Here is a 19,611-nt window from a genome sequence, read left to right as displayed (position 1 = left end):
TTCGCTCCCGTCCGTCGTACCGCCTGTCTCGAATCGTGGCGGCGACGCCGCGGCGACGTCCAAGACGACATGGGGCACTCGGCGATAAGCGGCGCTTATGGTGGCTGCATGTCCGACGTGCCGGTCCGGGAAGCCTGGTCTGACCTGCGCCGACTGCGGTATTTCACGGTGCTCGCCGAGGAACTGCACTTCACCCGGGCCGCCGCGCGGCTGCGCGTCGCCCAACCCGCGCTCAGCCAGCAGATCCGCGCGCTGGAACGTCAGCTCGGCGTGCCGCTCGTGCACCGCACCAGCCGGGGCTGCACGCTGACCGAGGTGGGCGCGCGGGTCGCCGACGAAGCCGCGCGGCTGCTCGCCGAGGTGGACGCGGCGACCGCCCGCATCCGGGGCCTGGCGGGCGGACGGGGCGGCCGGCTGCGCCTGGCGTACACCCGCTCGGCGCGCGGCGGCCGGGTCGACGACCTCGTGGCCCGGTTCCGGGCCGCCCACCCGGAGGTCGAGGTGGTCCCGGAGACGGCCTGGACGGCACCGAACGTGGCCGGACTGCTGGCTGGTCGGCTCGACGCGGCGTTCGTCCGCCCGCCGCTCGACGAACCGGCGCTGGCCTGCCGGACCGTCGACACCGAGGAACTGCTGCTGGCGCTCCCCGCAGGGCACGCTCTCGCCGCCGGTCGCCGCCGGATCAGCCGGGCCGAGGTGGTCGACCTGCCGGCCGTGATGTGGCCCCGGGAGAACGGCCCCGGAATGTTCGACCGGACGATCGCACAGGTCTGGCCGCACGGCGGCTTCCGGCTCGTCCGGCAGGAGCCGGACGACGAGCAGCTGCTGCGGGCGGTGGCGCACGGCGACGTGGTCGCGGCAGTCCCGGCCGGTCGGGCACGCGCGCTGCGGATGCGCGGGGTACGTCTGCGTCGTTTCACCGCCCCGACACCCACCGTGGACGTCGCCCTCGCATGGCCCCGGGACAGCACGAACCCGGCCCTGCACAGGTTCCTCGCACTGCTCGGCCAGCCCTGAGCCCGCCGCCGTCGCCCTGCGGCAGGGCCTACGGCACGCTGCAGGTGTAGAGCACCGCGGTCAGCATGCCGAGCGAGCCGGTGACCTGTGTCGACGTCCAACCGCCGGGTCCGTTCGCGACCAGTCGGAAGGTGCCGCTGCCGATGGAGAGGAGCCCGCCGGGGACGGTGACGCTGGTGGCGGTGGAGGCGAGTGTCCCGCCGCCGGTGAAGCTGCCGGACAGCGACCACGTGAAACCGCTGCGGGTCAGGCCCCCGACGGGCAGTGTCCAGGTGAAGGTCGGCGGGGTGAGCGCACCCGCGCTGCACTGGAGGTTGGTCGGTGGGCTGACGATGCCGGCCTGGAGCGTGCCCCGGGCGTACTCGGTGTCGGTCCACGCCGCCAGCGTCGACCGTGGCGGCGCGAGCACCCCGACGGTGAAGGCGAGGACCAGGGCGGCCGTACCCGCGAGCCACCGGCACCCGACCTGTGTGGTGGCTGGTCGAGCCGGCCTCCACCGACGCCTCACGGTTGCTCCACCCGGACCCGACGCCTGCGTACGGCGAGTACGAGCAGCAGGCCGGCGAGCAGCGCACCGGCCCCGACGGCCAACGGCGTCCGCAGGTCGGGCCCGGTGCGCGGAAGCGGGCCGACCGTGCCGCCGGCCGAGGCCCGATCACCGAACCCGGTCGCGGTGACGACCAGGTCCGCCGACCCGGCGGCTGTCGCGCCGGCGAGCAGGCTCGCGGTGACGAGGACCCACCGTTGCTGGTCGGCGCGCATCGCGTCGATGGTGATCGGCGCCGTGGTCAACCTGGTGGCCGGACCGTCCGCCAGGACCTGTTTCTCCTGGCCGGTGGGGCAGGCGCCCTTCACCCACCGCTGCGGGCAGACGGCGGCCGTCACCTGGAGTCCGTCCGGCCTGGCGGCGAGCGGGCCGGAGGCCGACAGCGAGATGGTCACCGTGCCCGGCTGCGGCGCGTGTGCCGAGACGCCCACCTGCCAGGGCACCGGTTCCTCCGGCGCCATGGTGGTCATCCGCGCCTCGTCGCCGATCGAGACCAGGGTGAGGTACCGGCTCCGGATGACCTCCTCGGTCGGGTCGGCGCGGGCCGGGCTCGGTGCCGCCAGCACCGCAGCGGCGACACCGGGCAGCACCGCCACGGCCAGGAGAAGGCATCGCAGGGTCGAACTCGGGTGCGCGCCAGTCTGGCGATCCGGTGTCGCCCCGTCCGGCCCCGGCCGCCGATGGCGAGACGGTGGCCGAGGCTCGCTGCGCGGCCAGAAGGCCCAGGTCACGATCGCGGCGGTGCCGATCGTGATCGCGCTCATCGCGTACACGTTCGACACCGCGCGGACCGCGTATCCGAGCCGGGGCGCCGACCACTCGACCAGCCGTACGTGGGTCACCGCGTATGGAGCGGTGTCGTTGGAGTCGTTCGCGTCCCCGCGCAGGGTGAGCAGGCGCGTGGACCCGCCCCCGTCGGCGATCTCGACCACCCGGTGGGTGATCGGCGCCAGCGGCGTACGGTCGATGGTGACGACGTCTCCCACGGCGACCTCGGACGCGGGGATCTCCCGCACCACCGCCAGGGATCCGGCGGGGATGCTCGGGCTCATCGACCCGGTCTTGAACAGGATGAGCGAGATGTCGAAGAAGAACGCCAGCGGGACGAGGACGACGCACACCGTCCCGCCCACGGCGAGCAGGGTCAGCGCCAGGTCGCCGATCCTCGCGAGGAGTCGACGCCGCTGACGTACTGGTCCCACCATCCGACCGGTCCTTTACGTAGACGTGGCAGTGAATTCCCAGGTGACCGCACCGGTGGTGCCCTGGTACGCGTTGCCGGCGCCGGACTGCACACGTGCCTCGAAGCAGAACCGCAACTGAGGTGTCGCGCCGGCCGGCGTGGTGATCACCGACGACACCGGCGACCCGGGGACCGAAGTGACGCCCAGGTAGCTGGGCCCGACGATCCACGTCGGCGTACCGGTGAACGCGGCGGCCGCGCAGGTGGTGCTGACGGTGGCGGTCCGCACCACGCGGTACTCCAGTACCGGCAGCAGGGCACCGGCGTTGTTGGACGAACTGGTCAGCGCGACCGTGCCGCCGACGTTCGTCGTGGTCGTCGTCCTGATATCGAGATAGGCGTAGAACGAGACCGAGGGGGACATCGCCGTCGCGTTGAACGCCAGCGATGCGGCGTTGGCCGCCGGGGTGTTGCTGCCCCAGTTGGTGGTCGCGGTCCGCGACTCGGTGCCGAAGACACTTGCCGCGAACGAACCGGTGCCGTACTCGCCGTCGGTCCACGCGGCGAGCGTGGACGTCGTGCCCAGGCCGAGAACCAGGGCGCCGGCGAGTACGGCACGGGTCCGGCGGAGCCGTGGTGTCCCGGCCGGCGTGCGACGGTTGACCACGGCCACCACCTACACGGATTCGGCGAGGAGCTGCCAGGTCTCCGTGACCGACGTGCCCTGCACCAGACCGGCGTCCGCCGTGACGACGAAGCACAGGAACACCGGAGCGCCGGGTGTCGTGGGCGGAGTGCCCTGGGTCAGGTTGAACGACACCGCGCCGGCCACCGAGTCGAGCGCGGTGCCCTCGGCCACGATCCAGGTCGGAGTCGTGGGTGTCGGAGCACAGTCGCCGAACGTCGGGACGGTCGCGATCCCGTAGGTGAGGCCGGCGAAGGCGGGCGGTGCGGGGGTGGCCGACGCCACCGTGACGGTCGCGTCGTACGTCGTCGCCGCGGTCAGGCGCACCGCGAACGGTGCGGCGACCACGTCGTCCGGGCTCATGTTGTCGAAGCCCGTGCTGAACGCCAACGCCGCCGCCGTGCCGGCGGTCGGGTGCTCGGCGTAGGTGGTGCCGTCCGTGCTGCCCTCCATGCTGAAGCTACCGGCGGTGAACGTGCCCGAGGCGTACTCGGAGTCGTTCCAGGCGGCGAGGGTGATCGTGCCGCCGAGGCCGAGCGCGAGCCCGCCGGCCAGGATCGCCTTGAGCTTGCGACGACCTCCTCGACTGCTCGACTCGCCCGTCGTCATCCCTGTCGGTCCAGTCAACTTGTCCTCCTCGTGCATCCCCGTTGGCGTGCTGTCACGCAGGGACACGATAAAGCTCCAATACGGACAAGTCGGGCATAAACTCCGAAACTTCACGGAGGTGTATCGACCAGCATCAAGTAAATCGAATTCGTTTCGCGATGCCGCTAGCATCGCCGGATGGCAACACGGCTCGTACAGATCAACATGAAGGCCCGGGACGACTCCGCGCTGGGCGGTTTCTGGGCGGAGACACTCGGCTGGGGGATCTCCAGCGAGGAGCCCGGCGTCACCAACCTCGAACCCGAGGGCGTCGCCTATCCCGACCCGATCGCCGTCTTCGTCGACCTCGTCGTCTCCTCGGAACCCAAGACGGTGAAGAACCGCGTGCACCTCGACCTCGCCACCACCTCGGCGGACCACCACGCCGAGACGGTCGCGCGCCTGAAGGATCTCGGCGCCACCCTCGCCGACGTGGGACAGGGCGACGTTCCGTGGACGGTCATGGCCGACCCGGAGGGCAACGAGTTCTGCGTCCTGGACCCCCGACCGGCCCACCGGGACGTCGGACCGGTCGCCGCCGTCGTGGTCGACTGCGCGGACCCGCGCGCCATGGCCGACTTCTGGAGCACCGCCATGGACTGGCGTCTGCACGAGGTGACCGACCGCCGAGCGGTCCTGCGCTCCGCTGCGGACGTGGGTCCGTACCTGCAGTTCCTGCGTACGCCCGACGTGAAGACCGGCTGGAACCGGGTCCACCTCGACGTCCGCCCGTACCCCGGTGACGACCCGCAGGGCGAGGCGGCCAGGCTGCGGGCTCTCGGCGCCACCACCGTGGACGTGGGCCGCGACGATCTGCCGTGGACGGTCATGGCCGACCCGGAGGGCAACGAGTTCTGCCTCCTCGCCCCCGGCTGACGCACCCTCGCGCCGTCGGTCAGTGGCCCGCCGGCTCCCAGCGGTCCCGGTGCACCGCTGCCCGCAAAGGACGGCGCTGCCGCCAGCCGTGTCGTTCCAGGTCCGGCACCTGCTCCAGGTGGGTGACCGGACCCAGGCACAGCCAGGCAACCGGGCGGACAACCGCCGGGATCCGCAGCAGGTCCTGCACGAACGGTTCCCGGTAGAACGACACCCAGCCCACGCCGAGCCCCTCGGCGGTGGCCGCCAGCCACAGGTTCTGGATGGCCAGGCACACCGAGTACAGGCCAGCGTCGGCGATGGCGTGCCGACCCAGCACCGCCGGGGAGCCCCGGTCCGGGTCGTACGTCACCACGACCGACAGGGTCGACTCCCGCACCCCGTCTATCTTGATCCGGCCGAACCGGCGCGCCTCCTCCCCGTCCAGGGTCGCGGCGAAGACGTCCCGCTCCTGCTGCACGTGGCGGTGGAACTCCGCCCGCAGCGCGGAATCGCGGACCAGGATGAAGTCCCACGGCTGCGACAGGCCGACGCTGGGCGCGGCGTGCGCGGCGGCCAGCACCCGATCGAGGACCTCGGCCGGGATCGGCGCGCCGGTGAACTCACCCCGTACGTCCCGGCGGGCGTGGATGACCTCGTACACATCGTCGAACATGGGCAGGCTCCCGCTGCGCTCCAGGCCCTGCCCTCACGGCAGGGCAACCAGGCGCGAGGCCGGTCTTCGGACTTCCGGATCGTCACCTCACCGCCCGCCTTCCCGGCCCGGGCAGGGCCAGTGGCTGCGCGTGACGCGCGTGGGCGGCAGCTCCCCGGTCACCGCGGCGGGCCCGTGCCGGACTCTCACCGGCTTCCCGATTCTCCCCACCACGGGTGGGGCACCTCGCAACAGTTCGTGCCGCCGAGCACCCTACCGGACACCGTCTTCCGTCGGCGCTGTCGAAAGATCGAGTCACTAGTCTCGGTGTCGTGACCTCCGAGACCAGGCCCCTGCGGCAGCTCACCCTGGACCAGCTCCGGAAGCGGACGAGCGAGAAGTGGCGCGCCTACCCGAGCGACGTGCTGCCGATGTTCGTGGCGGAGATGGACGCGCCGCTGGCCGGGCCGGTCGTCGACGCGATCACCGAGGCCGTACGGCGCGGCGACACGGGCTACCCCGCCGGCACCGACTACGCCGAGGCGCTCGCCGAGTTCGCCCGCGACCGGTGGGACTTCGACGGCATCGCCGTGGACCGCACCACGATGGTCCCGGACGTGATGAGCGGCATCCTCGAGGTCCTCGACGTGACCTGTGGCCCGACCGATGCCGTCGTGGTCAACTGTCCGGTCTACGCGCCGTTCTACCAGGTGGTGGGGCGTACCGGTCGCCCCATCCAGGAGGCCCCGCTCGGCGCGGACGGCCGGATCGACATGACGGTCCTGGACGACGCCTTCCGGCGCGCGGCACGTCGTGGCTCCCGGCCCGCGTACCTGTTGTGCAGCCCGCACAACCCGACCGGCACCGTGCACACCGCCGACGAACTCGCCGAGGTCGCCGCGCTGGCGGGCCGACATGGTGTGCGTGTGGTGGTCGACGAGATCCACGCGCCGCTGGTGCTGGCCGGGGCGAGGTTCACGCCGTACCTGAGCGTGTCGGGCGCCGAGAACGGCTTCTCGGTGATCTCCGCGTCCAAGGCGTGGAACCTCGCCGGTCTCAAGGCCGCCGTCGCCGTCGCCGGACCCGCCGCGGTCGACGATCTCGCCCGCATCCCCGCCTGGGTCAACGAGAGTCCCAGCCACGTCGGGGTGCTGGCCCATGTCGCCGCCCTCCGGGACGGCGGCGGATGGCTCGACACCCTCTTGGCCGATCTCGACGAGAACCGTCGTCTCCTCGCCCGGCTGCTGGCCGAACACCTCCCGACGGTCCGATACCGGCCCGGCGAGGGCACCTACCTGGCCTGGCTCGACTGCCGCGCCCTCGGTCTCGGCGACGACCCCGCCGCGACCTTCCTCGATCGCGGCCGAGTGGCGCTCAGTCCCGGCCCCGTCTTCGGCACCGGGGGAGCGGGACACGCGCGATTCAACCTCGGCACCACCCCCGAGCTGATCACCGAAGGTGTGCGGCGGATGGCCGAGGCGCTGACCTGACGCCGGTGCCACTGCCGGCCCGTTCGCACCGCACGCCGGGATTGCTACTGTGGTGAACATGTATGCACCGGAGGATCGCACCGCCAAGGCGATCATTCGGGACACCGCCCTGGAACTCTTCGGCGAACAGTGGCCGGCGGCCGCGTCGCTCAAGCAGGTGGCAGAGCGCGCGGGAGTCTCGCAGTCGCTCATCATCAAGCACTACGGGTCGCGTGAGGGCCTGGTCGCCGCCGTCGACGCGCACGTGCTGGGCGTGTTGGGCAACGCACTGGAGGCACTCGCCGAGACAGCCGGTTCCGGCCCGCCCGACCGCTTCCTCGCGTCGGCCGACGCGCTGTCCTCCCCGTCGGCCACCCGGTATCTCGCGCACCTGCTCGTCGGCACCACGTCGCGCTCGGTCGAGGCGTACCGGATGCTGCAGGGGTTCGCCGACTCGCTCCTGCGCCGGATGGCCGACGTGGGCGCGGTCGCCCCGGACGTGGACCGGGCACAGCTCGCGGTCGTGCTGCTGGCCCACGAGCTCTCCATCATCCTGCTGCGCGACCGCATCACCGACGTGCTCGGCACCGATCCGATGGGTCACGACGGCCTGCGGCGCTGGTGGGAGACCATCGACCGGCTGTACTCCGGCACCGCGATCCAGGACCCCGTTCCGTCCGACGGCTGAGTGCCGCCTGCGGGTGGGGCTGCTCCATGGGGCCCTGAACAGCCCCAGCTCGACGGGTGCACAAATGTTCACTATGCTGAGCGATAGTTCATCAATCGTCTCCGAGCGAACGGCGGCCATGCCCACGACCACGTCCCCGAGTCCGCCGCGCGGTCCGGTCTCGCGGCTCAACGACCTGCTCGTCGCGCCCGGGGCCACGCGGGCGGAGAGTCGGCTCAGCTACCTCACCGCAGGTGTCGGCGCGACCGTCGCCGGGGCCGTGGGTGCCGCTGCCGGCTACCCGGTGCCGATCGTGCTCCTGCTGACGGTGCTCGGGTTCGACCTGTTCGGTGGTGCCGTCGTGAACGCCACCGTGTCTGCATCGAGGCGGTTCCACACCGGACCCGGCACCGTCCGACGACACCTGGTCTTCGTGGCGGCCCACGTCCATCTGCCCGTCGTCGCGTTGGTCCTGCCCGCGTACCCGTGGTCGACCGCGATCGTGCTCTACGCCGGCACCCTCGCCGCCGCCGTGCTGATCGCCACCGCCGCACCGGCGCTGAAACGCCCACTCGCGTTCGCGGCCTCGACCGTGCTGCTCGTCGCGGCGGTGACGCTGTCACCGGTCCCGACGGCACTCGCCTGGCTGGCACCGATGCTCATCCTCAAACTCCTGCTCGGACACCTGCTGCCCGGCTCCGTGACCACGGAAGGGACGTCATGACCGAGACCGGGAAGACCCGCACGCGCACCGATGACGTCGCCGTGTCCGAGCGCGCCCTGGCCCGTACCGGGACCCTCGTCCTCGCCGGCTTCGCGCTGCTCTGGGCGGTCTCCGGCCTACACGTCGCGCCCGCCGCCGCGCGCATCCCGCTGCTCGTCGCCGCGACCGTGCTCACCGCCATCGTCCTCGCCCTGGGGCTGACCCGGCCTCGACCGCAGGTCACCCGGCGCCTGGCGGCGTCCTGGATGCGCCGGTTCAACCGGGTCGGCGTCGTGCAGGGACTGTTGATCGGCGGCGTCTGCCTCGTCGCCGTGCCGACCGGACACCCGAGGTTGATCCCCACTCTCGTCCTGGTCGTCGTCGCGGCGCACTTCGTGCCGCTCGTGACGATCCTCCGGCAACGCGAGTACGCGGCCACCGCGGTCGCGCTCGCCCTGGTGGCCGTCGTTTGCCTCGTCGCGTACGCCATGGGAATGCCGGAACTCGCGGCGGCCGTGACCTCGCTCGGCGCGGCCGTGGTGCTCTGGGCGACCGCGGTGGTGGTCACCCGACGACCGTGACGTCCTTCCAGAACGCGACCCGGTCCCGGACCATCTCCGCCTCCGGCAGCGGCTCGGGGTAGTACCAGACCGCGTCCACGCTGCTCTTCCCGTCGTGCTCCAGCGTGTAGTACGACGCGGTGCCCTTCCACGGGCAGAACGTGTGCGTGTCGGAGTCGCGCAGCAGGTCGTCGCGGAGCGCCGTACGGGGGAAGTAGTGATTTCCCTCGACCACGACGGTGTCCGTGCTCTCGGCGACGACCAGGTCGTTCCAGATCGCTCTCGGCATGTGCCCAGACTATGCCGATCCGACCGCCGGTCCACCCCTCGTCATCGCGGCACCTCGTGCAGCGTCACGGCGTCGAGCCGACCGTCGCCGACCTCGGCGGTGAGGTACGTCGCGTACGGCTGACGCCGCCGGTCGGTCGGGGAACCTGGATTGAGCAGCCGCAGGCCACCGGGGGCCTCGCTGTCCCAGGGGATGTGGGAGTGCCCGAACACGAGCAGGTCGCAGTCGGGAAACCGGGCCGCGCACCGCCGCTCCCGCCCACCGGCCGGACCGGTCTCGTGGACCACCGCGATCCGCAGACCGCCGACCTCCGCGCGGGCGATCTCCGGCAACCGGGCACGCAACTCGGGGCCGTCGTTGTTGCCGAAGACGCCGATCAGCCGGGCGCTGCGTCGCTACACCTCGTCGAGCAGCGACGCGTCGACCCAGTCCCCGGCGTGGATGACGAGGTCGGCCGCGTCGACGTCCGCCCACAGCCCGGCGGGCAGGTCCCGAGCACGTTTCGGCAGGTGGGTGTCCGCCATGATGACCAACCGCACGCGGCCAGCGTAACGTCGCCCGCACGCGGTGACCGGCCGGAGCGGCTAGGCGAAGCGGTCGGCCAGTCGCGTCAGCCTGGCGAGGTACTCCGGCCACGGATAATCGGTCGGGATGTTGGTGTTCTCCTGCCGTAGGCCGATCGCCGTGTCGAGCTGCTCGCGGATGATGTCGGCGTGACCGACATGACGCGTGAGGTCCCAGGTCACGTGGATGATGACCCGCTGCAACGTCACCGCCTGCCGCTCCGGGCTCCACCACGACACCCGTCCGGGCGCGTCGAGCGGCAGCTCGGTGATGGTCTGATCCGCGAAGGCCGCGACGCGGCGGTACAGGTCGATCAGGCCGTCCTTCGTCTCGTCCGCACGGGCGTACCAGTCCGCCTGCGGGTCCTCGTCGAAAGCCGACTCGGAGACCAGCTCCTCGGGGGTCGGGAACGCGCGACCAAAGGTGGGCCCGAAGTAGCCGGCTTCGGTGTTCAGGGCATGCTTGACGATCCCCAGCAGATTGTTGCCGGTCGGCGTACGGGGGAGTCGGGCTTCGCGTTCGCTGAGTCCGTCGAGCTTCCAGATGAGGTCGTCGCGCGTCGCCTGAAGGTAGTGCAGTAACGCCGCCTTCGCGTCGTCTTCGTCAGCCATACCCGTCAGTCTTCCTCGTCCGGGCCGCCACCGCGCGGCCGGCGAGTGCGGACGTCACGTCTGTTCGAACCGGCGACGGGAGGCCAGGACCTCGTCCAGATGACGACGGCTCCACCGGCAGAACCCGTTGATCGTCTGATGGAGTTCCAGGCCGGCGGCGGTGAGCCGGTATTCGGTGCGGGGCGGCACGGTCGGGTGGAGCGTCCGGTCGACCACTCCGTTCCGTTCCAACTGCCGCAGCGTCGCGGTGAGCAGCCGATGGCTGATCCCGGCGATGGTCCGGCGCAGTTCGCCGAAGCGACGCGTGTCGGCACCGATGGCCTCGATGACCGGCAGGGCCCATTTGGTGCCGACCACGCCGAACACCTCCCGAGCCACCAGGTGTACCTGGTTCACCTGCGCCGCCGTCGGAGTGCCGGGCTCGTCCACGTGCCGCTGCTCCTTCACCCGCACCGGTTACCGAAAGGTGCGTACTTACCCATCAATGCTGCCGGCCCTACGGTCTTGTCGACGACCTCAACGTACAGGAGTGGATATGACCGTCTTGAAGACGTGCGCCCGGCTGTGGGTGGACGACCTCGACGCCTCGCTGCCGTCGTTGCGGACCCTGGTCGGCGCGGAGCCGGATCTGCGGTTCGCCTTCGACGCGATCGAGTTGGCCGTGCTCGGCGACTTCCTGGTGATCGCCGGTCCACCGGCGGAACGCGCCCGTTACGCGCATGCCTCGGCCACCGTCGTCGTCGACGATCTGGACGCTGTCGTGGCCGCGCTGACCGCCGAGGGCGGGGTGGTCACCACGCCGGAGGCGACCAGCCCGACCGGCCGCTACCTGTACGCCCGGCATGCCGGTGGGGCCGAGGTCGAGTACGTCGAGTGGGTGCCGGAACTGGTCGACCGGATCATCACCGCCCCACCTGCCCAAGCTGGTTGAGGCCGACCGCCCGTTCGGCAGGGCGTCAGCGGGGGAGGGGCTGCCGGGGGAGCTGACCCGGAGACGGTGGGTCGATCGTCGCCGCCACCGATCCCGCAGACTGCGCGAGCCTGCGGTGCTCGCTGGGGCTCACCCCGTGGACCCGTTTGAAGGCCGTGCTGAAACCGAAGGCGTCGGAGTAGCCGAGTCGACGCGCCATGGCGGCGACCGTCGCGGTGGTGTCGGTCAGCATGTCGGCGGCGAGGGTCATCCGCCAGTCGGTCAGATAGGTCAGTGGCGGCTCACCCATCAGCTCGGTGAACCGTTTGGCCAGCGTGGTGCGGGACACCCCGGCCCGGGCCGCCAGGGAGGCGAGCGTCCACGGCTCACCCGGGGCGTCGTGCATGGCGCGGAGCACCGGACCCACCGTGTCGTCGCCGAGCGCCCGATACCAGCGGGGAGCCTCGGCGCCCGGCTGATCGAACCAGTCCCGGATCGTGCAGACCAGCAGCCAGTCCAGCAGGCGGTCCAGCACGACCTGCCGACCCGGGCGGCACCCGCCGAGCTGGAAGTCCAGGTAGTCACGGAGCGACGCACAGTCGTGGTCGTCCGGTACGACCAGCACCGGCGGGAGCACGCCGAGCAGCCGCTGCGGGGCCTGACCCCGGACGTGGTACGCCCCGGCCAGGAGCAGCATCTGCTCGGCCGGGTCCGGGTCCGGGTCTGGTGTCCGGATGCCCGGCGACTGGCGACAGTCGACGTCGCGCAGTTCGTCGGGTCGGAAGGTCGACCGGGGCTCGGCGGAGAGGACGAAGGGTTGCGGTCCCCGCACCACGACAGCCTCACCGACCCGGACCAGGATCGGCTCGTCGCGTTCCGGGTGGACGATCCACGCCTCGCCGCGCAGCGGCACGCAGAGCGTCAGGGGTGCGCCGTCGGTGAACCGCAGCGCCCACGACGGCGAGAGTACCGATCTGCCGAAGGCGGCGCCCTCGGCGCGTACGTCCCGCAGCAGGGTGTCGAACGGGTCCATCGCCTCACCCTAGGGGTGCGGACGATCGCGCATGCCGGGCGTACGACGAGCCATGTCCTGCCGGCGGCCGGGCGGGTTGACTCGTGGTCATGACGAAAGAAGCGAACGAGATCCTCGTCATCGGGGGGACCGGGAAGACCGGACGTCGGCTGGTGCACGCGCTGCGGGCGTCGGGCGAGCGGGTACGGGCGGCTTCCCGTTCGGGCGAGGTGCGTTTCGACTGGACGGAGCCGGCCACCTGGGAGCCGGCGGTGGCGGGAGCCTCGGCTGTCTACCTGACTGCCCCGGCGGACCCGGCAGCCGCCGACGCCTTCGTGGCGTCGGCGGTGAAGTCGGGCGTCGGCCGATTCGTGGCGCTCTCCGGACGCGGGATCGACAAGATCGACCGCGACTTCTCGCCGAGCATGCTCGGCGCGGAACAGGCGGTGCGCGACTCCGGCGTGGAGTGGACGATCATCCGCCCGAACAACTTCCACCAGAACTTCGACGAGGACCTGTGGCGCCAACCGCTTGTCGACGGTCGCCTCGCCCTGCCGATGGACGCCACACCGGAACCCTTCATCGACGCCCAGGACATCGCCGACGTGGCGGCGATCCTGCTGACCGAGGAGGGCCATCACGGGCAGGTGTACGAGCTGTCCGGCCGACGGGCACTCACCTTCGCCGAGGCGGTGGCGACGATCGCCGAGGCGTCCGGCCGATCGATCCAGTACGTGGAGTTGACGCCGGAGGAGTACCGGTCCGAGGTGCTCGCCGAGGGCTGGTCGGAGGCGGACGCGGCGGCGCTCAACCTCATGTTCGCCGGCATGCGGGCCGGATACCTCGCCGAGCCGACCGACACGGTGCGGCGGCTGCTCGGACGCGAACCGATCGACTTCGACACCTACGCCCAGCAGGCCGCGGCGGCCGGCGCCTGGTCGTGACGCAGTGCCGCCGCCCGCTGTCACCGGTGCCGTCAGCAGGCGGCGGCGATCCGTCGCCGTGATCAGAAGGGGGGTGCGTCCTCGCCCATCAGCGCCAGGACGACGCCCCCCTTGCCGCGCTTGAGGCTCTGGACCACGACCGTGCCGGTGCTGCCGTCGGGCAGCTCCAACGTGAAGGTCTTCCCGACCGCGTTCTTGGGGCCGTTGCCGGCGCTGTTGGCCGGCCGGAAGTCACCCGCCCACGGCGGGACCCCACCCTTGCGGGCCGGCTCGGCGAAAAGTGCGGCGGTGCCGGGGGTCCTGGTGCCGTCGGCGGAAAGGAGCACTGAGGCGCTGCGATAAGTAGCCATATGCGGCAAGGGTATCCGGGGCCGGTGCCGATTGCGCCCCGACGCTCGTGCCGGTGGCGCCGACGGCGAGAGGACCGACCGGTCCGACGCCGACCTCTCGTCACCGTTTGCGTGGCACTACGCCTCGGCCCAGACGCCCAGCTCGTTTCCACTCGGGTCGGTGAAGTGGAAGCGACGACCGCCCGGGAACGCGTACGGCCCCTCGATCACCTCACCGCCGGCCTTCCGGACGGCCTCGACGCTCTGGTCCAGGTCGGTCGAGTAGAGCAACACCAGGGGGCCGCCGGTCCGCACCTGCTGGTCCAGGCGTAGACCGCCCACCTCGGACCCGGGCCTCGAACCCTGGATGCCGGCGTAGGCCGTCCCGTAGTCGGTGAACCGCCACCCGAACGCGTCGGCGTAGAAGCGCTTGGCGTCGGCCAGGTCGGTGACGGTGAGCTCGACGTAGTCGAGAGCATGGTGTCGGTGCGTGGTCTGCTGAGCCATGCCCACCATTCTTCACAGGGGGTACGACTCAGGTGTCGGCTTCCGATCGGCGCCGGTACTCCTCGTTCTGCCGGCGAGCCTCCTTGAGCTGGTCCTCAAGGATGATGATCCGGCAGGCGGCCTCCAGTGGAGTGCCCTGGTCGACCATCTCCCGGGCTCGGGCGGCCAGTCGCAACTGGTAGCGGGAGTATCGACGGTGCCCGCCGGCCGACCGGGACGGGGCGATCAGCTTCGCTTCGTCGAGCCTGCGCAGGAAGTCCTGTGACGCGCCGGTGATCTCCGCAGCGCGGCCCATCGTGTAGGCGGGGTAGTCATCGTCACCGAACATGTCATCGGGTTGGGCCATAAACGAATCTCTCCATGACGAGGGCCCCGGCACACAAGCGCCGGGGCCCGGGGTTACGGGTTGGAAACACCATCTACCGACTGGTTCGTCGGGTTGTCGTGTCCGCACCTGACGCCGTCGGCGGCGTGGGGTGCGAGGATCGCATAAGCGTGACCGGAGACCACCTCTCGTTCGATGGAAACTGCGGTGTCCGCGCCAGAGTTGCATCTGTCCTGGCAGCGGGCGATCCAACGGTGTTCAGCCCTCCCTTTCCTCTGCTTACACATGAGCCGTGCTGCCCGTCGGTGCCGGAGCCCACGCGACTTCATGGCCCCGCACACGTGCGGCGAGCTGTCCTACCGGGCTGGGGAGTGCCCCGCCCGTCTTGCCCTGACCTGGAATCTCGTCAGGTTGCTGCTGCGGTTGCAGGTCCTTGCACCGCTGTGCCGAGCGAGCCGCGAACGTCCGGGCCCTGCGTGATGCTCGGTCTTGGTCGTCTGCGTCTTTCTCGGACCTCATCTCTCAACACCAGGAACACTAGTCTGGCCCAATGTGAATGTCTAGTACTTCGAGCATAGATTTTCTCGGTGACCGTTCGAGGTCGGCGGACGGCGGTCAGTGCGGGAAGGCGCGGGGAACGCGGTGGTGGAGGAGCTCGTCGCGGAACGTCTGGATGCGTGTGATCACCTGTCGCCGGCCGATGGTGTTCTCGATGCGGTCCAGGTACAGGCACCGTGCGGCGAGCGCGTCGAGGTCGACGGTGAAGTAGATCGCCATCAGCGGATTGACGAACAGGTTCCCTTCGCTGGTGCGTCGGGTGAATCGAACGTCTCCGAACGCGCCACGGGTGGCTGCCGCGATCTGCCCCTGAACGATGCTGGGCCGGTCCGGGGTGGCGTGCTGGGCGTGGGCCACCGCGTCGCGGTACAGGGTCGCCTCACGGCTGGAGTTGGGTATCGACAGTGCGCCCAGGTAGCCGCCCTCACGGTCGAGTGCGGCGAGATTCTCCAGGACCTCGACGTGGTTGACGCCGTCGTGCGCGTCGATGCCGAAGCCCAGGCTGGTGACCAGCTTGATCGGCACGTCCAGGGCGGTGACGGCGGCCAGGCTGGTGATGTCCTCCACGGGGGTGCCGAGGTCGCTCTCGTCGCCGCGCAGCAGCACATCGGTGCCGCCGTCGACCAGGACGACCGCGTCGACACCAAGGTGCTCGACCAGATGCCGGTACGCCGCCCGTAGCGGCTGGACGCCCAACGGTGGAAAGGCGTACACGGTCGACGGGAGGTCCTGCGTCGCCAACCACTGGGCGAGAGTGCGTTCCGGGAAGTACCAGTCCGGGCTGCCGGTGTCCGGATGCACGGCCGCGACGTGTTCCGTCAGCCATGCGGTGCGGTCGATCAGTTCGAGTTCGGAGAAGGACAGGCTCGCCAGGTGCACCTGAGTACCACCACTGGACAGAGCGAGCGCCAGGGGCAGGCCGGCGTACAGGTCGAAGCCTCCGCCGGCCCCGGCGATGAGGATGTTCCGCGCGGGAGCCAGCGCGGCGAACAACGGCGGAACCGCCAACGAGAACCCACCGGGAGTGGCCGACGACGCGGCAGGATCCATCACCGTTCCATGATCGGCCATGCCGCCGGACCATACCGCCCGCGCCCGCAAACCGACCGTCCTAACAGGAATCTGATGAGTGGTCCGGATGATGCTTCTACGTCTTGATCGTCTGATGTGGAGGTCTGATGAGGGGACTCAAACGGATCGGTGCGGCCGGGCTGGCGACCGCTCTCGTGCTGGGGCTGGGGCAACCCGGCTGGTCTGCGCCGGGCGGCGGTACGCCCGGTGGCGGCGGACCCGGCCGCAGTGGCGGGACGCCCGCCAGGGCCGACCACCAGCCGGCCACGGTCACGCTGATCACGGGGGACCGGATCACCGTCGACCGGGGCGGTCGGGTGACGATCCGTCCGGCGAAGGGTCGCGCGGACATGCGGTTCCGCTCCCACGAGATCGGCGGCGAGCTGCACGTCGTACCCGTGGACGCGGTGCCGCTGATCGCCTCCGGCGTGCTGGACCGCCGTCTGTTCAACGTCAGCAAGCTGATCGAGTACGGCTACCACGACGCGGCCCGTGACCGGCTGCCGATGATCATGGCGTACCCGGACGGGGTGGCCGCCCGGCGCGGCGGCTCGCCGGTGCCCGGTGGCGAGGTCCGGGTGGACCGGGCGCTGCCAGCGATCGAGGGCGTCGCGGTCAGCGCGGACAAGGTCGACCTGGCCGACGTCTGGACGAAGCTGACCGGGGCCGGACCGGAGGCGGCCGACAGCATTCCCGGCGTCGAACGGATCTGGCTCGACGGGAAGCGCCGCCCGGCGGTGGACCGGGGCGTACGGCAGATCGGGGCACCCGCCGCGTACGAGGCGGGCTTCACCGGAGCCGGAGTGACCGTGGCAGTCCTCGACAGCGGCGTCGACCTGACCCACCCCGACCTGGCCGACGCGGTGAGCGAGGCGGTCACCTTCGTGCCGGACACCGATCCGGTCGACCGGTACGGGCACGGCACGCACGTGGCCTCGACCATCGCCGGCCGGGGTACCGCCTCCGGCGGCACGTACCGGGGTGTGGCCCCGGGCGCCGACCTGGTCTCCGCCAAGGTCTGCGACGACTGGTGCGAGGACTCGGCGATCCTCGCGGGGATGCACTGGGCGGCCGTGGACAAGCAGGCCACCGTCATCAACATGAGCCTCGGCGGGTGGGACGGGCCGGAGATCGACCCGATGGAGGAGGCGGTGAACACGCTCACCGCCCAGACCGGTGCCCTCTTCGTGGTCTCCGCCGGCAACGACGGGCCGGGCGACCGTACGGTCGGCTCGCCGGGCAGCGCGGACGCCGCGCTCACCGTCGGGGCGGTCGACCGGGACGGAAGTCTCGCGGACTTCTCCAGCCGGGGCGCGCGGGTCGGTGACGACGCCGTGAAGCCGGACATCACCGCTCCGGGCGTCGGCATCGTCGCCGCCCGGGCTGCCGAGGGCGTGATGGGCGTACCGGTCGGCGAGCACTATGTCGCCGAGTCCGGCACCTCGATGGCCGCGCCACACGTGGCGGGCGCGGCGGCACTGCTCGCGCAGCAGCACCCCGACTGGGACGCGACGCGCCTCAAGTCCGCCCTGATGGGCTCGGCCAACCCACGGCCGGGGGACACCGCGTACCAGCAGGGGGCGGGCCTGGTCGACGTGGCGCGGGCCGTCGGGCAGGCGGTGACCGCCGATCCGCCGAGCGTGTCGTACGGCCGCACCCAGTGGCCGCACCACGACGACGACCCGATCACCCGGACGGTCACCCTTCGTAACGACGGAAGCGAGCCGCTCACCCTCGACCTGACCTGGCAGATCATCGGGCCCGACGGCAAGGCCGCCCCCGCCGGCATGTTCCGCACCGCCGCGCCGCAGGTCACCGTGCCGGCCGGGGGCACCGCCGAGGTGGCCGCCACGGTGGACACCAGCGTCGACGGGGTGGACGGCTACTACAGCGGGCACCTGGTCGCGGCCGCCGGTCAACGCCGCACCGTCGTCCCGGTCGGGGTGCACCGCGAGGTGGAGAGCTACGACCTGACCGTCCGACACCTCGACTCGACGGGGACGGCGGCCGACACGTACTGGACGCTGGTAAACGGGATCGACGGTCCGGCGTACGAGTCGCTCGACGGCACGTCCGGCGGACCCACCACCATCCGGATCCCCACCGGCCGCTACGCCGTGACCGGCCTTGTCGAGGAGTTCGGCGAGCGGGAGCGCAGCACCGTGCTGAGCCGACCGGAGATCGACCTGGACCGGGACCTGACGGTCACGCTGGACGCCAGGAAGGGCAAGCGGATCACGGCGACGGTGCCGGAGCGCACCGCCCGCCCGGTGCTGGTGCAGGCCGGGGTGTTGGTCGACATGTACGAGAACTCACCGGCGAAGATCGACGTGTGGGCCGGCGGGTTCGACGGCCTCTACACGGCCCAACTCGGTGACCGGGCGACCCACGACCACATCAGCGGTTTCGTCGCACACCAGTGGGCCAGGCCGGACGGCGACGGCGGTTTCGCCGGTAGCCCGTACATCTATCACCTGGGTGAGGGATTCCCCGGCCGGTTGCCCACCGGCTACCGCAAGGACGTGCGGCGCGCGGAGTTGGCCACCGTACGGCACGAACTGCGCGGCGAACGCCTGGGCGACGTGGTCGAGCGGAGCATGTCGGCGGAGTTCGACGGGGTGTACGGCTGGACCGCGAGCGCGTCGGTGCTGGTCGGGGACGCCTGGACCGAGTACCACAGCACCACGGACACTGCCTGGTCGGGTGCGGTCAGTGTCGCGCAGAGCGGCGACGGAGAGCTCGACGAGGAGTTCCGGAAGATCCTCTACGGCGAGTCGGAGCGATACCGGGCCGGCCGCAGCTACCGGGACGTGTGGAACGCCGCGCCGATCGGGCCGACCCTGCTGCGCAACGACACCCCGTACAGCAGCGCGAGCCGGTTCGAGGACTTCATGCGAATCGACATCCCGCTGCACGGCGACGCGGCCGGGCACGGTGGCGTCTCCAACGGGGACACCGGTCGCACCGCGCTGTACCGGGGCGACGAACTGGTCGACGAGTACACCGGGGCGCTCGACGCCGGTTTCGGCTTCTTCGAGGTGCCGCCGGAAGCGGCGTCGTACCGACTGGAGACCTCCTCCCGGCGCAGCTTCACCGAGTTGTCCACCGAGGTCGCTCTGACCTGGCAGTTCCGGTCCGCCCGGCCGGCCGGGGACGACTGGGAACGCCTGCCGGTCATGGTGGTGCGGTTCGATCCGAAGCTGGACCGCGACGCCGCTGCGCCGGCCGGTGGGCGCCTCGACATCCCGCTGCGTGTGCTCGGCAACGAGGGGGCCGCGGTGACGCCGAAGACGGTCACCGTGCAGGTCTCCTACGACGACGGAAAGACCTGGCAGCCGGCCACGGTCCGGTCGACCGGCACGAAGTGGACCGCGACGGTCCAGCACCCCCGCTCCGGCGGGTTCGTGTCGCTGCGTGCCTCGGTGACCGACCGGGCGGGCAACAGCCTCGACCAGACGATCATCCGGGCGTACCGGCTGCGTAACGGGTGATGCCGGGCTGA

22 protein-coding genes, 1 pseudogene and 1 riboswitch are annotated in these 19,611 nt (G+C 71.2%); of the genes and pseudogenes, 9 read left to right on the top strand and 14 right to left on the bottom strand.

Annotation, left to right across the window (positions count from 1 at the left end):
• Positions 1 to 108: 108 nt before the first annotated feature.
• Positions 109 to 1,017 (top strand): LysR family transcriptional regulator, encoded by a 909-nt coding sequence (locus tag ACZ31C_RS30480; protein WP_465798215.1) that lies wholly within the window; start codon positions 109 to 111, stop codon positions 1,015 to 1,017.
• 28 nt (positions 1,018 to 1,045) lie between these two features.
• Here the strand turns inward: ACZ31C_RS30480 and ACZ31C_RS30475 are convergent, their stop codons facing one another.
• The 4 genes from ACZ31C_RS30475 to ACZ31C_RS30460 are packed head-to-tail and all read right to left on the bottom strand — an operon-like array spanning position 1,046 to position 4,059.
• Positions 1,046 to 1,525 carry a hypothetical protein gene (locus tag ACZ31C_RS30475; RefSeq protein ID WP_465798214.1) on the bottom strand — a complete coding sequence of 160 codons (480 nt, stop codon included), beginning with the start codon at positions 1,523 to 1,525 and terminating at the stop codon, positions 1,046 to 1,048.
• Positions 1,522 to 2,769, bottom strand: coding sequence for a signal peptidase I (locus tag ACZ31C_RS30470; protein WP_465798213.1), 1,248 nt, complete (start codon positions 2,767 to 2,769; stop codon positions 1,522 to 1,524). Before ACZ31C_RS30470 ends, ACZ31C_RS30475 begins: the two co-directional genes overlap by 4 nt.
• A 12-nt stretch (positions 2,770 to 2,781) precedes the next feature.
• Positions 2,782 to 3,414: a SipW-dependent-type signal peptide-containing protein gene (locus tag ACZ31C_RS30465; protein WP_465798212.1), complete on the bottom strand. Its 633-nt coding sequence runs from the start codon at positions 3,412 to 3,414 to the stop codon at positions 2,782 to 2,784.
• A gap of 9 nt (positions 3,415 to 3,423) precedes the next feature.
• Positions 3,424 to 4,059, bottom strand: a complete 636-nt coding sequence (locus ACZ31C_RS30460; RefSeq protein WP_465798211.1) for a SipW-dependent-type signal peptide-containing protein — start codon at positions 4,057 to 4,059, stop codon at positions 3,424 to 3,426.
• Positions 4,060 to 4,218: 159 nt separating this feature from the next.
• Between ACZ31C_RS30460 and ACZ31C_RS30455 the strand changes: the two genes are divergently transcribed.
• Positions 4,219 to 4,956, top strand: a complete 738-nt coding sequence (locus ACZ31C_RS30455) for a VOC family protein (protein WP_465798210.1) — start codon at positions 4,219 to 4,221, stop codon at positions 4,954 to 4,956.
• Positions 4,957 to 4,975: 19 nt separating this feature from the next.
• On the opposite strand, the gene bluB is transcribed toward ACZ31C_RS30455, so the two are convergent.
• Positions 4,976 to 5,611 carry a 5,6-dimethylbenzimidazole synthase gene (gene bluB / locus ACZ31C_RS30450; protein ID WP_465798209.1) on the bottom strand — a complete coding sequence of 212 codons (636 nt, stop codon included), beginning with the start codon at positions 5,609 to 5,611 and terminating at the stop codon, positions 4,976 to 4,978.
• A gap of 40 nt (positions 5,612 to 5,651) precedes the next feature.
• Positions 5,652 to 5,854: riboswitch (cobalamin riboswitch) on the bottom strand.
• Between the two features lie 68 nt (positions 5,855 to 5,922).
• Between bluB and ACZ31C_RS30445 the strand changes: the two genes are divergently transcribed.
• The 4 genes from ACZ31C_RS30445 to ACZ31C_RS30430 all read left to right on the top strand — a co-directional run bounded on the left by ACZ31C_RS30445 (position 5,923) and on the right by ACZ31C_RS30430 (position 9,010).
• Complete coding sequence (locus ACZ31C_RS30445; RefSeq protein ID WP_465798208.1) at positions 5,923 to 7,080, top strand: MalY/PatB family protein; 1,158 nt, start codon at positions 5,923 to 5,925, stop codon at positions 7,078 to 7,080.
• A 58-nt stretch (positions 7,081 to 7,138) separates the two neighbouring features.
• Positions 7,139 to 7,747, top strand: coding sequence for a TetR/AcrR family transcriptional regulator (locus ACZ31C_RS30440; protein WP_465798207.1), 609 nt, complete (start codon positions 7,139 to 7,141; stop codon positions 7,745 to 7,747).
• Positions 7,748 to 7,865: 118 nt separating this feature from the next.
• A complete protein-coding gene (locus tag ACZ31C_RS30435) occupies positions 7,866 to 8,450 on the top strand; it encodes a hypothetical protein (protein WP_465798206.1) in 585 nt (194 codons plus the stop codon).
• Positions 8,447 to 9,010, top strand: a complete 564-nt coding sequence (locus ACZ31C_RS30430) for a hypothetical protein (RefSeq protein ID WP_465798205.1) — start codon at positions 8,447 to 8,449, stop codon at positions 9,008 to 9,010. The genes ACZ31C_RS30435 and ACZ31C_RS30430 overlap by 4 nt, the downstream gene beginning before the upstream one ends.
• Here the strand turns inward: ACZ31C_RS30430 and ACZ31C_RS30425 are convergent.
• The 4 genes and pseudogenes from ACZ31C_RS30425 to ACZ31C_RS30410 form a co-directional block, all read right to left on the bottom strand.
• Positions 8,994 to 9,278: a DUF427 domain-containing protein gene (locus ACZ31C_RS30425; RefSeq protein WP_465798204.1), complete on the bottom strand. Its 285-nt coding sequence runs from the start codon at positions 9,276 to 9,278 to the stop codon at positions 8,994 to 8,996. The genes ACZ31C_RS30430 and ACZ31C_RS30425 overlap by 17 nt on opposite strands.
• Before the next feature lie 41 nt (positions 9,279 to 9,319).
• Positions 9,320 to 9,817 (bottom strand): annotated as a pseudogene (locus tag ACZ31C_RS30420) (metallophosphoesterase family protein).
• A gap of 45 nt (positions 9,818 to 9,862) precedes the next feature.
• Positions 9,863 to 10,453 carry a DinB family protein gene (locus tag ACZ31C_RS30415; RefSeq protein WP_465798203.1) on the bottom strand — a complete coding sequence of 197 codons (591 nt, stop codon included), beginning with the start codon at positions 10,451 to 10,453 and terminating at the stop codon, positions 9,863 to 9,865.
• Positions 10,454 to 10,507: 54 nt separating this feature from the next.
• Positions 10,508 to 10,900, bottom strand: a complete 393-nt coding sequence (locus tag ACZ31C_RS30410; RefSeq protein ID WP_465798202.1) for a winged helix-turn-helix transcriptional regulator — start codon at positions 10,898 to 10,900, stop codon at positions 10,508 to 10,510.
• An 88-nt stretch (positions 10,901 to 10,988) separates the two neighbouring features.
• On the opposite strand from ACZ31C_RS30410, the gene ACZ31C_RS30405 reads away from it, so the two are divergent.
• Complete coding sequence (locus ACZ31C_RS30405; RefSeq protein ID WP_465798201.1) at positions 10,989 to 11,384, top strand: hypothetical protein; 396 nt, start codon at positions 10,989 to 10,991, stop codon at positions 11,382 to 11,384.
• A gap of 25 nt (positions 11,385 to 11,409) precedes the next feature.
• Here ACZ31C_RS30405 and ACZ31C_RS30400 read toward each other — a convergent pair whose 3' ends face one another.
• A complete protein-coding gene (locus ACZ31C_RS30400) occupies positions 11,410 to 12,396 on the bottom strand; it encodes an AraC family transcriptional regulator (RefSeq protein ID WP_465798200.1) in 987 nt (328 codons plus the stop codon).
• 89 nt (positions 12,397 to 12,485) lie between these two features.
• On the opposite strand from ACZ31C_RS30400, the gene ACZ31C_RS30395 reads away from it, so the two are divergent.
• Positions 12,486 to 13,319 carry an NAD(P)H-binding protein gene (locus ACZ31C_RS30395; RefSeq protein WP_465798199.1) on the top strand — a complete coding sequence of 278 codons (834 nt, stop codon included), beginning with the start codon at positions 12,486 to 12,488 and terminating at the stop codon, positions 13,317 to 13,319.
• A 62-nt stretch (positions 13,320 to 13,381) separates the two neighbouring features.
• On the opposite strand, the gene ACZ31C_RS30390 is transcribed toward ACZ31C_RS30395, so the two are convergent.
• The 4 genes from ACZ31C_RS30390 to ACZ31C_RS30375 all read right to left on the bottom strand — a co-directional run bounded on the left by ACZ31C_RS30390 (position 13,382) and on the right by ACZ31C_RS30375 (position 16,109).
• Entirely contained in the window at positions 13,382 to 13,669 is a 288-nt protein-coding gene (locus ACZ31C_RS30390) for a hypothetical protein (RefSeq protein ID WP_449946036.1), read from the bottom strand.
• A gap of 117 nt (positions 13,670 to 13,786) precedes the next feature.
• A complete protein-coding gene (locus tag ACZ31C_RS30385) occupies positions 13,787 to 14,155 on the bottom strand; it encodes a VOC family protein (RefSeq protein ID WP_465798198.1) in 369 nt (122 codons plus the stop codon).
• A gap of 28 nt (positions 14,156 to 14,183) precedes the next feature.
• Positions 14,184 to 14,501 carry a MerR family transcriptional regulator gene (locus tag ACZ31C_RS30380; protein ID WP_465798197.1) on the bottom strand — a complete coding sequence of 106 codons (318 nt, stop codon included), beginning with the start codon at positions 14,499 to 14,501 and terminating at the stop codon, positions 14,184 to 14,186.
• 594 nt (positions 14,502 to 15,095) lie between these two features.
• Positions 15,096 to 16,109, bottom strand: a complete 1,014-nt coding sequence (locus ACZ31C_RS30375; RefSeq protein WP_465798196.1) for a DUF1152 domain-containing protein — start codon at positions 16,107 to 16,109, stop codon at positions 15,096 to 15,098.
• Between the two features lie 107 nt (positions 16,110 to 16,216).
• On the opposite strand from ACZ31C_RS30375, the gene ACZ31C_RS30370 reads away from it, so the two are divergent.
• Positions 16,217 to 19,600: a S8 family serine peptidase gene (locus ACZ31C_RS30370; protein ID WP_465798195.1), complete on the top strand. Its 3,384-nt coding sequence runs from the start codon at positions 16,217 to 16,219 to the stop codon at positions 19,598 to 19,600.
• Positions 19,601 to 19,611: the final 11 nt, after the last annotated feature.

Source organism: Micromonospora sp. NPDC023869, from assembly GCF_055559695.1.
The sequence above is the reverse complement of the archived record's forward strand: the minus strand, read 5'-3'. Positions and strand labels throughout refer to the sequence as shown.